The following is a 13597-nucleotide window of genomic DNA, read 5'->3' on the forward strand; positions in this document are numbered from 1 at the left end:
AGCGCATCTTTCAGGCCGAGATTTTTCCTAGGCAATCCTGTTCATGGTCAATGTCATTGCGGATCAGCCCGCCATCTCGGTTCGCCGGGCCACCGATGGCCCGTGGCGCACGGCATGGCGCAAGCTGAAAGGCGATCGTTCGGCAATATCGGCATTCGCCGTGCTCGTCGTCGTCGTGATCGCCTCGCTCGCGGCGCCGCTTTATGCGCGGTACGTCTCCGGCACCGATCCATTTGTGACCAATCTCAATGGCGAGGTCGTCGTCGATGGGGTGACCCAGCCGGTGCTGCAGCCCTCCACAGAAGGCCTTGGCCTCGGCATGACGCCGATCGGGCCGACGTGGCGCATCGGTCCCTACCTGCTCGGAGCCGACAACCAGGGCCGCGACGTCGCGGCGCGGCTGCTTTACGGCGGACGGGATTCGCTGTTGATCTCGGGTGCTGCAGCCGCGCTGTGCCTCGTCCTCGCGACGTTTCTGGGGGTCGTCTCCGGGTTCTTCGGTGGCATCGTCGACATCGGCCTGTCGCGCATTCTCGACGTGCTCTGGGCCTTCCCGATTTTCCTGCTGGCGATCTCGCTGTCGATCGTGCTGATTGCGCAGAGTATCCAGATCGGTCCATTCGAAATCCGCTCCGGCAGCCTGTGGCTACCGGTCTTCATCATCGGCATCGTCTATGTGCCCTATGTGGCGCGGCCGATCCGTGGCCATGTCCTGACCTTGATGCATGCCGAATTCGTGACCGCTGCGATCGGCCTGGGCGCGTCGCCCTGGCGCATCCTTTTGCGCGACATCATGCCCAATGTGGTGACCCGGATCATCGTTTTCGTGCCGTTGATCCTGGCGCTCAACATGATGACGGAATCCTCGCTGTCGTTCCTGTCGATCGGCGTGCAGCCGCCGGATGCCAGCTGGGGCACCATCATCCAGGACGGCCAGGGCCTGCTCTATTCGCGGCCGGTCGTTGCACTGGCGCCGGGGCTGGCCATCGTCATCACGGTCCTGGCCCTCAACATTCTGGGCGACAGCGTACGCGACGCGCTCGATCCGAAATCCTCGCCGAGGGGCGTCTAGTGGTTGCCGCGCTCGGCTTCCGGCTTGGCCAGATGGTGCTGGTCATGTTCGGCATAAGTGTCGTTGCTTTCCTGATTTTCTTTGCGACGCCGGGCGCCGATCCGTCGGCGCGCATTGCCGGCCGCAATGCTTCGCAAGAGACGTTGATCCAGGTGCGCCACGATTTCGGTCTCGACCGGCCATTGCTTGTGCAATATGGGCTGATGATGAACCGGCTTTTTGTCAGCCGTGATCTCACCTCCTTCGTCAATCGCGGGCAGCGCGTCATCCCGACCGTGATAAGCGCCATTCCGGTGACGCTGTCGCTGGTCGGCGGCGCGGCAGTGCTGTGGGTGCTGGGTGGACTGATTGTCGGGGTGATCGCAGGCGCAACGCGCGGTACATTCGTTGATCGCGCGCTGATGATCCTGAGCCTGGTCGGCGTGTCGATCCCGGTCTTCTGGCTGGGCGAGGTCGCCAACCTGCTGACACAAAGCCGCTGGCACGACAGCTGGCTGTTTTCCTGGGTTCCTCCGCTCGGCTACATCCCCCTGACCGAGAATCCCTGGGGCTGGTTCAAGGCGCTCGTCATTCCGTGGTTCACGCTGGCAACCCTCTATGTCGGCCTCTATGGACGGGTGCTGCGCGCAAGCCTGATCGAGATGATGCAGGAGGATTTCATCCGCACCGCCCGGGCCAAGGGGATCGGCGAGCGCCGGGTGTTGCTGCATCATGGCCTCAGGACCTCGCTGGTCGCGTTCGTTACCATGTTCGGCCTCGATTTTGGTGCCCTGGTCGGCGGCGGCGCACTGTTGACCGAAGTGGTCTTCGGATTGCAGGGTGTCGGGAAACTGACCTATGAGGCACTGCAGACCCTCGATCTGCCGATGATCCTGGCCACGGTGATCTACGCCGCCTTCTTCGTGGTGATGGCAAACTTCATCGTCGACGTCGTCTTCGTCATCATCGACCCGAGGGCACGCAATGTCGGCTGATGCTCCTCTTCTGGTGGTCAAGGACCTCACCGTCTCCTTCCGCAGCGACGAGGGCCTGGTGCGGGCGGTGGGAGGCGTCTCGTTTGCCGTCGAGCAGCGCGAGATCATCGGGGTGGTCGGCGAATCCGGTTCGGGCAAAAGCCAGACCTTGCTCGCCATCATGGGGCTGATCGACAGCCCCAACGCTATCGTCTCCGGTTCCATCCGTTTCATGGGACAGGAGCTGATCGGGCTCAGCCGGCGTGTGCTCGATGCCATTCGCGGCCGCCAGATCGCGATGATCTTCCAGGATCCGATGTCGGCGCTCACTCCTGTGCATACGATCGGCAGCCAGATCGGCGAGCAGGTGCGCGCGCATGAAAAAGTGTCGGCGAAAGCCGCGCGGGCGCGGGCCGTGCAATTGCTGGATGCGGTCGGCATCGCAAATCCGGATCGGGTCGTCGACAGCTACCCGCACCAGCTTTCCGGCGGCATGCGCCAGCGCGCGGTGATTGCCATGGCACTCTCCTGCAACCCGGCGCTGCTCGTCGCGGATGAACCGACCACAGCCCTCGATGTTACCGTGCAGGCGCAGATCCTCGAGCTGATCGGACGATTGCGCGACCAGTTCGGCTCGGCGGTGATCCTGGTCACGCATGATCTTGGCGTCGTTGCCGAAGTCGCGGACCGGGTGCTGGTGATGTATGGCGGACGCTTTGTCGAGGAGGGCGGCAAGAGCAGCGTGTTCCGGGCGCCGCTGCATCCCTACACATGGGGCTTGTTCGGCTCGATCCCGCCGATGGGGGGACCACGTCCGGCCCGGCTTGCCGCTATCCCGGGGATTCCGCCCTCGCTCTCCAACCTGCCGAAAGGCTGCGCCTTCGGCCCCCGGTGTGCCTTTCGCGACGACGCCTGTCTGGTCCAGCTGCCGATCATGCAAGGCGAGAGCCATCGCGCCGCCTGCGTGTTGCCGGAGTCCACGCGCAGACAATTCACTGTCCAGAAGGCTGGCGGCGTGGAGATGCAACGATGAATGCCGTGCCGCGCCCGCTGCTTCGCGCCGGCGATCTGTCGAAACGTTATAGCGTCGGCCGGTCGATCTTCCCGGCACAGCGCCGGACCGTACATGCGGTCGATAAGGTGTCTCTCGACATCTGGCCCGGGGAAACGCTCGGCATCGTCGGTGAGTCCGGTTGCGGCAAATCCACGCTTGGCCGGTGTCTGGTGCGTCTGACCGAAATCAGCTCGGGGTCGCTGGAATTCGAGGGCCGCGACATCAGCGATGCCTCCCAGCGCCAGCTTCGTCCGTTGCGGCGGCAGATGCAGATGGTCTTTCAGGATCCCAGCGCTTCGCTCAATCCGCGCCGGCGGGTCGGCGATCTGCTGGCCGATCCATTCCGTATCCATGAACGCCTCTCGGCATCGGAAATGGCGGATCGCGTGGCCGACCTTCTGCGCCGGGTCGACTTGTCGCCCCAGCACGCATCGCGCTATCCGCACGAATTCTCCGGCGGCCAGCGCCAGCGTATCGGCATCGCCCGTGCGCTGGCGCTGCGGCCACGGCTTATCGTGGCCGACGAGCCGGTCTCGGCGCTCGACGTGTCGATCCAGGCGCAGATCGTCAATCTGCTCGCCGATCTGCGCGAGGAGTTCAACCTGACCTATGTGTTCATCGCTCACGACCTTTCCGTGGTGCGTCAGATCTCGAGCCGTGTGGCGGTAATGTATCTGGGATCGATCGTGGAGAGTGGGCCGACCGACGAGGTCTTTGCGGCGCCCAGACACCATTACACCGCGGCGCTGCGTTCCGCCGTCCCGATACCCAGCATCGACCGGGCGCGGCGCGGGCGGTTGGTACTCAAGGGCGACCTGCCCGGCCCGATGAACCCACCTTCGGGATGCCGGTTCCACACCCGCTGCCCAGCCGCCACCTCCCTCTGCCGCAGCGAGCGTCCGCTTCTTCAAAGCATCGGCGATGGCCGCCTGGTTGCATGCCATCATCCAGCCGGCGGTTGAGAACACACGTTTCTCGTTCAGCTGCATCATCTGATCACGACCGCTCGGGCCGGGATTTCATCACGGCACGTCGGCTTCAGAGAGATCAGACGCCATCTGGACCCTGCACGATCCGGCCCTATGTTGCGCTTCGACGTCCGCGGCATGGGCACCGCGAGCCTAATACTAAAGTAACTGTTCTCGCGTTGCCGCGCGATGCTACGATTTGAGGGACGGGCATAGGCGGCCGTACAGCGCTGCGATTTTCCGCCGGAGAGGACGGAATATGGGAGGCCACTCTTCGTGCCGCAGCAGGCAGCCGCCGACATGTTGCTCGGTTGTCGACCATAAGGGAGGAAGTCACCAATGAAGATATCGTACCTGGCCTCGGCCGCGCTTCTTGCAGCGACTGCGATGCCTGCCGCAGCCGCCGAGATTTCTGACGGTAAGGTCAAGATCGGCATTCTCAACGACCAGTCGGGCGTCTATGCCGATTTCGGCGGCAAGTGGTCGGTCGAGGCCGCCAAGATGGCGGTCGAGGATTTCGGCGGCAAGGCACAAGGCGCGCCGATCGAGATCGTCAGCGCCGACCACCAGAACAAGCCGGACATCGCCTCCAACATTGCGCGGCAGTGGTATGATACCGAACAGGTCGATTCCATCATGGAACTGACCACCTCCTCGGTGGCGCTGGCCGTCCAGGGGATTTCCAAGGAAAAGAAGAAAATCGACATCGTCACCGGCGCCGCAACCACCGAGCTGACCGGCAAACAATGCTCGCCCTATGGCTTCCACTGGGCCTATGACACGCATTCGCAGGCGGTAGGAACCGGTGGCGCTCTTGTCCAGCAAGGCGGCGACAGCTGGTTCTTCGTCACCGTCGATTATGCATTCGGCTATTCGCTCAAGGAGCAGACCGCCAAGTTCGTCGAGAGCCATGGCGGCAAGGTGGTTGGCGAGGTGCGCTATCCGCTCGGCTCGACCGATTATTCATCCTTCCTGCTGCAGGCGCAATCGTCGGGCGCCAAGGTCGTCGGGCTGGCGAACGCCGGCCTCGACACCTCCAACTCGATCAAGCAGGCGGCCGAGTTCGGTATCGTGCAGGGCGGTCAGCGGCTTGCAGCGCTTCTGTTCACGCTGGCCGAGGTGCATGGGCTCGGCCTCGAGGCAGCGCAAGGCGTGGTGCTGACCGAAGGCTTCTACTGGGATCGCGATGACAAGAGCCGCGAGTTCGCCCAGCAGTTTTTCAAGCGCACCAACCGCATGCCGAACATGATCCAGGTCGCCACCTACTCGGCAGTGACGCAGTATCTGAAGGCGATCGACAAGGCCGGCACCGACGCGACTGAAGCCGTCGCCAAGGAATTGCATTCGATGCCGGTGAACGACGTCTTTACGGCGAACGGCAAAGTGCAGTCCGACGGCAACATGGTCCACGATATGTATCTTTATCAGGTCAAGTCGCCGAGCGAGAGCACCAAGGAATGGGACTATTACAAACCCCTTGCCACGATCCCCGGTAACGAGGCGTTCCTGAGCCCCAAGGAAAGCGGCTGTCCTACGGCCAGCGAGTGATTGGCGGGCCGATGGCGCCGCCCGAACCGAATGGGCCGCGGGTGGTGCTTTCCGCCCGGGGCCTGCGGCGCGACTTCGCCGGTTTCGTCGCGGTCAGGAATGTCGATCTCGACCTCTACCATGGCAACATCCACGCGCTGATCGGGCCCAACGGCGCCGGCAAGACCACCGTCTTCAACCTGCTTACCAAGTTCCTGCCGCCGACGAGCGGCAGGATCGAACTGCTCGGCCACGACATCACCCGCACGTCGCCGGCCAAGGTCGCGCGGATGGGCCTGGTGCGCTCGTTCCAGATATCGGCGGTGTTTCCGCATCTCAGCGTGCTCGACAATGTGCGCGTTGCATTGCAGCGGCCGGGCGGGCTCAGCGTTCAGTTCTGGCGCTCGCTGGCAGCGCTCGATCGATTGACGCCGCGCGCCGAGGAGCTTTTGCGGTCTGTCGGCCTCGACGATGCCAAGAACAGGCCCGCCGCCGATCTCTCCTATGGCAGGAAACGCGTGCTCGAGATCGCCACGACGCTGGCCCTCGATCCGAAAGTGCTGCTGCTCGACGAACCGATGGCCGGCATGGGGCAAGAGGATGTGCGCACGGTTTCAGACATCATCCGCTCGGTCGCCAGGGATCGCGCCGTGCTGATGGTCGAGCACAATCTGACTGTTGTAGCCGATCTTTGCGACTGGATAACCGTCATGCAGCGCGGCGAAATCCTTGCCGCCGGCGACTATGCCACGGTCAGTCGCGACGAACGGGTGAGGATCGCCTATATGGGCACCGCCGATGAGTGACGCCGCGCCTCTTCTTGCAGTCCGCGGCCTCAACGCCTGGTATGGCGAAAGCCACGCGCTTCACGGCGTCGATCTGGAGGTCTTTCCAGGTGAAACGGTGACATTGCTGGGCCGCAACGGCGTCGGCAAGACCACGACATTGCGCGCCATCATCGGGCTGATCCGCCAGCGGACCGGCCAGATCGCTTTCGACGGCAAGGATCTGATGCCCCTGCCACTGCACCGGACGGCGCATCAAGGCATTGGCCTGGTGCCGGAGGAACGCGGCATCTTCGCGACGCTGACCGTGGACGAGAATCTGGTCCTGCCGCCGATCGTAGCCGAGGGCGGCATGAGCGTGGAGGAAATATTCGATCTCTTCCCCAATCTGAAGGAGCGCCGCAACAGCCCCGGCACCAGGCTGTCGGGCGGCGAACAGCAGATGCTGGCGATCGCGCGCATGCTGCGGACCGGCGTGAAAATGCTGCTTCTCGATGAACCGACCGAGGGACTGGCTCCCGTTATCGTGCAGCGCATCGGCGATCTGCTGGCGACGATGAAAAAGCGCGGCATGACAATCCTGCTGGTCGAGCAGAATTTCCGCTTTGCCAGCCGTGTCACCGATCGTTTCTATCTGATGGAGCACGGCAAGGTAGTGTCGGGCTTTCCGGTCGGCGAACTGCCTGATCGCATGACGCTGCTGCATGAAGTGCTGGGTGTATGATGGCGCCATGACGATGATCTTCGGAATACCCGTTCAGGCATTCCTCGGCCAATTGCTGGTCGGCCTCATCAACGGCTCTTTCTACGCCATGTTGAGCCTCGGCCTGGCTGTCATATTCGGCCTGTTGCGCGTCATCAATTTCGCTCACGGCGCGCTCTATATGCTCGGCGCCTTCATCGGCTATCTGCTGCTCACCCGGTTCGGCATCGGCTATTGGCCGGCTCTGATCCTGTCGCCGCTGATCGTCGGCGGCTTCGGTGTCGTGGTCGAGCGCCTGGCGCTGTCGCGGCTTTACGATATCGACCCGCTTTACGGTCTACTTTTCACCTTTGGCCTCGCGCTCGTGCTCGAAGGCGTGTTCCGGTACTACTATGGGGTATCGGGAAGTCCTTATTCCGTGCCGCCGCTGCTGTCCGGCGGCACCAATCTCGGCTTCATGTTCCTGCCAAATTACCGCGGCTGGGTGGTGGTCGCCTCGATGATCGTCTGTTTCGGCACCTGGGTGCTGATCGAGAAGACCAAGCTGGGCTCCTATCTGCGCGCGGCAACGGAGAACCCCCGCCTGGTCCAGGCTTTCGGCGTCAACGTGCCGTTGCTGCTGACCCTTACCTACGGCCTCGGCTGCGCTCTTGCCGGTCTCGCCGGCGTTCTCGCCGCGCCGATCTATCAGGTAAGCCCGCTGATGGGATCTGACCTCATCATCGTCGTGTTCGCCGTTGTCGTGGTCGGCGGCATGGGATCGATCCTCGGGGCGATCGTTACCGGTTACATGCTTGGGCTCGCCGAAGGCCTGACCAAGGTTTTCTATCCCGAAGCCTCCAATCTGGTGGTCTTCGTCATCATGGCGATCGTGCTTCTGGTCCGGCCCGCCGGTCTTTTCGGAAGGGACGTCTGAGATGGCCGAACTCTCACTTCGCGGGACGCGCGCCAAAAGTTCGGTATGGCTTGAATGGACGCTGGTGGGGCTCGGCATCCTAGCGCTGCTGGTGGCGCCTTTCTTCGTCTATCCGATCTTCCTGATGAAAATGCTGTGCTTTGCGCTGTTTGCCTGCGCGTTCAACCTTCTGCTCGGCTACACCGGGTTGTTGTCCTTCGGCCATGCGACGTTCTTCGGCGGGGCAGCCTACTTCAGCGCATATGCGGTCAAGGTCTGGGGCTGGCCGCCGGAAGCGGGCATCCTGCTCGGCGTCCTGGGTGCCGCGCTGCTTGGCCTTGTGATGGGCTTCTTTGCCATCCGCCGGCAAGGCATCTATTTCGCCATGATCACGCTGGCGCTGTCGCAGATGTTCTTCTTCTTCTGCGTGCAGGCGCCGTTCACCGGAGGTGAGGACGGCATCCAGGGCGTGCCGCGCGGCAGGCTGTTTGGAATGCTCGACCTGAACGTCTCGATGAACATCTACTATTTCGTTCTGGCGGTCTTCCTGATCGGCGTGTTCGCCATCTGGCGCATCATCAACTCGCCTTTCGGCATGATCCTGCGTTCCATCCGCGAAAACGAGAGCCGGGCAATTTCGCTTGGCTATTCCGTCGCCAACTACAAGCTGGCGGCTTTCGTCATGTCGGCAACATTGGCCGGGCTGGCGGGCGCGCTCAAGGCGATCGTTTTTCAGTTTGCCACGCTCACCGACGTCACCTGGCAGATGTCGGGCGAGGTGATCCTGATGACGCTCCTCGGCGGCATCGGCACCATGGTCGGGCCGATCATCGGCGCCAGTCTGGTCGTCGGCCTGGAAAACACGCTCGCTACCTCGAATTTTCCGGTGACCATCGCCACCGGCCTGACCTTCATGGTCTGCGTGCTGGTTTTCCGGCGCGGTATTGTCGGTGAGGTCTATGCGCGGTTTCTCGGGCCAAGGGGTGACGCGAAAGACTGAACGGCTCAGCGCCTCGTCGCTACGCGATACGTACGCCTTGCGCGTCGAGAAGCACGCAACCCAGCGGGTCGAAGCAGACATCGACCGTTTCGCCTTCACGCAGCGGCTGGCCGTCGATCAGCGTGTTGGCGCGCAACGGCGTGCCAGCGCCGATGTCGATCTCGTAGACCGCATTGCCGCCGAGATAGGAGGTCGAGACTATTCGTCCCGACAGCCTGTTGGCAGCACCGGCGGTGCCGACGGTAAGCTTCTGCGGGCGAACGACGACGGTGATCGCGCTGCCGGCCGTGAGCGCCTTCGGTGCGGCCGCCTTTACGACATGGCCGCTGGCCAGCGCGATCGTTGCCATGTTGCCGTCCATCGCCGTCACGCTGCCGGGCAGCATGTTGGCCTTACCCAGGAAATTGGCGACGAATGCGGTGGCCGGCTGGTCGTAGACCTGCGCCGGGGAACCGATCTGCTCGATCAGGCCGGCGTTCATCACGACGATGCGGTCGGACATCGACAAGGCTTCTTCCTGGTCGTGCGTCACAAAGATGGCGGTGATGCCCGTCTCCCGCTGGATTTTCTTGATCTCGACGCGCATGTCCTCGCGCATATTGGCGTCGAGCGCCGACAAGGGCTCGTCTAGCAGCAGCACTTCCGGTTCGAAGACGATGGCGCGGGCCAGTGCGATGCGTTGCTGCTGGCCGCCCGAGAGCTGTGACGGCAGCTTTGTCTCACTGCCGGGCAGCCGCACCATATCCAGCGCCTTCTTGACCCGGCGCACGATTTCCGGTTTCGGCACGTTCCGGTATTTCAGCCCGAATGCGACGTTGTCGAAGACGTTCTTGTGTGGAAAGAGCGCGTAGTTCTGGAACACCAGGCCGATGTTGCGCTTGTAGATCGGGATGTCGTCGACGCGCTTTCCGCCGATCGAGATCTGCCCGCTGGTGATATCCACCAGGCCGGCGATCGATCGCAGGATCGTGGTCTTGCCGCATCCGGACGGCCCCAGCAAGGTGACGAAACTGCCCTTGCGGATCGCCAGTGAAAAATCGCGCACGGCGGCGAACTTGCCGTAGAAAATATCGATGTCGCGAAACTCGACCGCAGGCTTTCCTGTCGGCTGGCTTTCGCCCCGAGCGAGCGGGTCGCGATCAGCCCCGGCCGATGCCGGCCGGGGCTGATCGTGGCTGTTATCGTCATGCACCTTTCGACACCCTGTCCCATTGCTTGGTCCAGGCGTCTTCGTTCTTCGCCCAGTAGAGCGGATCGGCGAAGGTCAGCGACTTCATCGATCCGGTCGGGTCGAAGGCCGGAAGCGCTGCGATCTTGTCGGTCAGCTTCACCTTGGTCGGATCAAGCGAGGGTGGATAATTCTGGCCTTCGGCGACAGCGATCGACGTGGCCGGATCCAGCATGAAGTTGATCAGTTCCTCGCATTCGGCCATCGGCGATCCCTTGAGCACCAGCATGTCCTCCATCCATGCGTATGAGCCGGCGGGGTCGAGATAGCCGATCGGCTGGCCCTGCTGCTGCAGGGCGGCGACGCGTCCGGACCAGGCATCGGTAACGACGATTTCGTTGCGCGACAGGAGGTCCATCAGTTCCGCGCCGGAACTCCAGAACTTCTTGGCCAGGTCGCGGGTCTCGCGAACCTTGGCCCAGACCGCATCCATGTCCTGGATGTTGTTGGGGTCCTGTTTCGTCTGCAGCGCCGCATACCAGACGCGCGTCGTCATATCGGCGTAGCCGCCGACCTTGCCGGCATATTTCTTGTCGGTAAGCAGGTTGGCGCCCTTTTCCTTGGCTTCCTCCGGCGAGATAACCTTGTTGTTGTAGGCGATGCCGGTGGTGCCGTAATCATATGGCACTGCCGACAGCTTCGGCGTGATCTTGCGGAACGGCTCGATCATGGCGGTCAGCACATTCGCCATGTTCGGAATGTTCGCCTCGTTGATCTCCGAGTTGAAGCCGCCATTGACGTATTTGATGTAGTAGTTGACGCCGGAAGAATGGACGATCTGGAAGTCGCCCGGCTTCGACGTCTTGATCTTGGTGATGATCTCGTTCTCGTCGCCAAAGGTGCCCTGGACGACCTTGACCTTGGACTTGGCGGTGTAGGGCTGGAACGCGTACTTATCGATCGCCTCCTGCACCACGCCGCCCCATCCGTCGAAGCGCACTTCCGAAACCGCGGCCAGCGCGCGTCCCATCCAGGGCATGGAAAGCCCGGTGGCGGCGGCAGCGGCGGCCGTCAGCGTCAGGAATGATCGCCGGCTGATGTCGCCATTGGCATAGCGTTCGTTGAGCCGTTCCAGTCGTTTGGTGGTTGTCAGTTTCATTTTCATTCTCCCATTTTCATTTTCACTTGCCTGCCTTGAACCAGGTGAGGCTTTGCAGGATGAGCCCACCAGCCAAGGGAATGCCGACCGTCAAAAGGATCATGACAGTGCCCAGCGCGTTCACCTCGGGGCTGATCGAGATCTTCAGCATCGAGAGGATTTGCGTCGGCATGGTCTCGACGCCCGCCGGTCGCCAGAACAGGCTGGCCGAGGTGTTGTCGAACGAGATGGTGAAGGCGAGCAGCACGCTGGCAAGCACTGCGGGAATGAGCAGCGGCAGCGTGATCTCGCGGAATGTCGACACACGCGGCGCCCCGAGCGACAGTGCCGCCTCCTCATAGGAACGTTTAATGCCGACCATGCGCGCCTGAACGATCAGCACCACGTAGGGGAGCGTGAGCAGAATGTGGCCGAGCACCAGAAGCGTCATGCTGCGCGGTTGGTCGACGGCTTTGATCATGACCAGCAGGCCGACGCCCAGTATCGTCTCGGGGACCAGCGCGGGAAGAATGACAAGCGTGTTGATCGCCTGCTTGCCACGGAACTCGAAGCGCACCAGCGCCAATGCCGCCATGATGCCGAGCAGCGTCGTCACCGTTGCCGTCACCAGGGCAATCCACATCGATGTCCGGAAGGCATCGAGGACCGGCCCGTTGGTGAGCAGCTTCTCGTACCAGCGCAGGCTGAAGCCGGTGAGGGGAAAGCCGCCAAACATCGAGGCGTTGAAGGAAAGCACGACCGTGGCGAGGATCGGCGCGAACATGAAGACATAGACGCACACCGTGATCGCGCCGGTTAGCCGCCACGCCCATCTGCCTTCGCGATCGGGATGCTCCGCTCTCATGCACTGAGACCCTTCATGATCTGCGACAGGCCCATATAGCGGCTGTAGGCGGCCGCGGCCGCACCGAGCAGAACGAACAGGACGATGGAAAGCGTGGCGCCCATCGGCCAGTTGAGCTGCCCCATGATGGTGTCGTAGATCAGGTTGCCGAACAGCGCGTCGCGGCTTCCCCCGAGCAATTGCGGCGTCACATAGGAGCCGGCCGCCAGCACGAAGCAGAGCAACAGTCCGGCGCCCAGCCCCGGAATCGACAGCGGCAGGGTCACTTCGCGGAACGCCTGTGCGCTGGTGCAGCCCATCGAGCGGGCGGCGGCGATCAAGGTGCGGTCGATGCCCTCCAGGCTGACATAGACGTTCAGGATCATGTAGGGCAGCAGAAAATGCAGCAGCCCCATGATGACGGCGCCCTCGGTGTAGAGCATCGGCAACGGCTCGTTGATGACCCCCAGCCGGATGAGCACGACGTTGATCAGCCCCTGTTCGCCGAGAATGTGGATCCACGAGAATGTCCGGATGGTGAAGCTGATCCAGAACGGCACGATGAGCAGCAACAGCAGCAGCCATTTGTGCTTGAAAGTCGTGGCCCAGATGAAATAGGCGGGGAAATAGCCAAGGATCGCGCAGATCACAGCGGTGATGGCGCCGACGCGAACGGTCTTCCAAAGAAAGCCGTGATAGTAGCTGTCGGTGAGGAATTCCTTCCAGTTGTCGAAGGTCAGCACCGCCGACTCCACCCCAGCGGTAACGAAGGTGAAAAACGTGTAGACAGTCATCATCGCGATCGGCAGCAGCAGAAGCAGGGTAAGCAGCAAAAGCACGGGCGCGACGAGGACCCAGGCCAGTCGCTGATCATATAATTTCCACCCTTTGGTCACGACCCGTCCAACCACTTCATGTCCAAGCCGCCATCACCGGGCTCGGCTCCGGACTAGATTGGGCGATCGGCGTTCAGGTGTCCACTCTGCATATGGCTCCTGCACAAATTCTGTGCAGGGCCACCGCGCGACCGTCGCCCTGCTGGATTTAACAAATTGCTCGGGTTCGTCTGCGCATTGATTAAATCAGATATCCCGATATACAGGATAATTTCGGATATAGATTTGGCATGGGCCCGGGCATTTCATGAGTCGCAATTTTCTGGTGATTGAACCTGAGGAAGGCATTGCCGTGCTCAAGGGGCTTGCCTCCTCGGCGCGTATCTCGATGCTGAAACTGCTGCATGAGAAGGGGCCGATGAATGTCAACGAAATCGCCGCCGTGCTGTCGCTGCCGCAGTCGACCGTCTCGACCAACATCCAGGTGCTGGAGGATGCGGGGCTGATCCGCACCGAGAACCTGAAAGCGAAGAAAGGCAGCCAGAAAATCTGTTATCCGACGGCCGAAGAAGTGCTCGTCGTGTTCAAGAGCGAATATCGTGCGGTCAAGAACGACGCGATCGAAGTGTCGATGCCGATCGGGCTTTACACCGG

14 protein-coding genes are annotated in these 13597 nt (G+C 62.2%); 10 read left to right on the forward strand and 4 right to left on the reverse strand.

Annotated elements, in window-relative coordinates; genetic code table 11:
* Positions 1-43: 43 nt before the first annotated feature.
* The 9 genes from NKI01_RS19750 to NKI01_RS19790 all read left to right on the forward strand — a co-directional run bounded on the left by NKI01_RS19750 (position 44) and on the right by NKI01_RS19790 (position 8957).
* Complete coding sequence (locus NKI01_RS19750) at positions 44-1072, forward strand: ABC transporter permease (RefSeq protein WP_023718541.1); 1029 nt, start codon at positions 44-46, stop codon at positions 1070-1072.
* On the forward strand, positions 1072-2046 hold the full coding sequence (locus NKI01_RS19755) for an ABC transporter permease (RefSeq protein ID WP_352964330.1): 975 nt from the start codon (positions 1072-1074) through the stop codon (positions 2044-2046). The genes NKI01_RS19750 and NKI01_RS19755 overlap by 1 nt, the downstream gene beginning before the upstream one ends.
* A complete protein-coding gene (locus NKI01_RS19760) occupies positions 2036-3058 on the forward strand; it encodes an ABC transporter ATP-binding protein (RefSeq protein WP_352964333.1) in 1023 nt (340 codons plus the stop codon). Before NKI01_RS19755 ends, NKI01_RS19760 begins: the two co-directional genes overlap by 11 nt.
* Positions 3055-4041, forward strand: a complete 987-nt coding sequence (locus NKI01_RS19765; protein WP_023718538.1) for an ABC transporter ATP-binding protein — start codon at positions 3055-3057, stop codon at positions 4039-4041. The genes NKI01_RS19760 and NKI01_RS19765 overlap by 4 nt, the downstream gene beginning before the upstream one ends.
* Positions 4042-4386: 345 nt before the next feature.
* Entirely contained in the window at positions 4387-5595 is a 1209-nt protein-coding gene (locus NKI01_RS19770; RefSeq protein ID WP_352484604.1) for an ABC transporter substrate-binding protein, read from the forward strand.
* Between the two features lie 11 nt (positions 5596-5606).
* On the forward strand, positions 5607-6380 hold the full coding sequence (locus NKI01_RS19775; protein WP_023718535.1) for an ABC transporter ATP-binding protein: 774 nt from the start codon (positions 5607-5609) through the stop codon (positions 6378-6380).
* On the forward strand, positions 6373-7083 hold the full coding sequence (locus tag NKI01_RS19780; RefSeq protein ID WP_352484605.1) for an ABC transporter ATP-binding protein: 711 nt from the start codon (positions 6373-6375) through the stop codon (positions 7081-7083). The genes NKI01_RS19775 and NKI01_RS19780 overlap by 8 nt, the downstream gene beginning before the upstream one ends.
* Before the next feature lie 7 nt (positions 7084-7090).
* Positions 7091-7978, forward strand: coding sequence for a branched-chain amino acid ABC transporter permease (locus NKI01_RS19785; RefSeq protein WP_031193840.1), 888 nt, complete (start codon positions 7091-7093; stop codon positions 7976-7978).
* A 1-nt stretch (position 7979) separates the two neighbouring features.
* On the forward strand, positions 7980-8957 hold the full coding sequence (locus NKI01_RS19790; protein WP_352484608.1) for a branched-chain amino acid ABC transporter permease: 978 nt from the start codon (positions 7980-7982) through the stop codon (positions 8955-8957).
* 19 nt (positions 8958-8976) lie between these two features.
* On the opposite strand, the gene NKI01_RS19795 is transcribed toward NKI01_RS19790, so the two are convergent.
* The 4 genes from NKI01_RS19795 to NKI01_RS19810 are packed head-to-tail and all read right to left on the reverse strand — an operon-like array spanning position 8977 to position 13003.
* Positions 8977-10149 (reverse strand): ABC transporter ATP-binding protein, encoded by a 1173-nt coding sequence (locus tag NKI01_RS19795; RefSeq protein ID WP_023718531.1) that lies wholly within the window; start codon positions 10147-10149, stop codon positions 8977-8979.
* Positions 10142-11284 (reverse strand): extracellular solute-binding protein, encoded by a 1143-nt coding sequence (locus tag NKI01_RS19800; RefSeq protein ID WP_352484610.1) that lies wholly within the window; start codon positions 11282-11284, stop codon positions 10142-10144. The genes NKI01_RS19795 and NKI01_RS19800 overlap by 8 nt, the downstream gene beginning before the upstream one ends.
* Positions 11285-11306: 22 nt before the next feature.
* Complete coding sequence (locus NKI01_RS19805) at positions 11307-12128, reverse strand: ABC transporter permease (protein WP_023718529.1); 822 nt, start codon at positions 12126-12128, stop codon at positions 11307-11309.
* Positions 12125-13003 carry an ABC transporter permease gene (locus NKI01_RS19810; RefSeq protein ID WP_023718528.1) on the reverse strand — a complete coding sequence of 293 codons (879 nt, stop codon included), beginning with the start codon at positions 13001-13003 and terminating at the stop codon, positions 12125-12127. The genes NKI01_RS19805 and NKI01_RS19810 overlap by 4 nt, the downstream gene beginning before the upstream one ends.
* Before the next feature lie 247 nt (positions 13004-13250).
* On the opposite strand from NKI01_RS19810, the gene NKI01_RS19815 reads away from it, so the two are divergent.
* Positions 13251-13597: ArsR/SmtB family transcription factor (locus tag NKI01_RS19815; protein WP_352964336.1), on the forward strand; the 347-nt coding region annotated here is incomplete at its 3' end.

Origin of the sequence: Mesorhizobium sp. M0815 (assembly GCF_040319995.1) — a bacterium.
Taxonomy (GTDB): domain Bacteria; phylum Pseudomonadota; class Alphaproteobacteria; order Rhizobiales; family Rhizobiaceae; genus Mesorhizobium.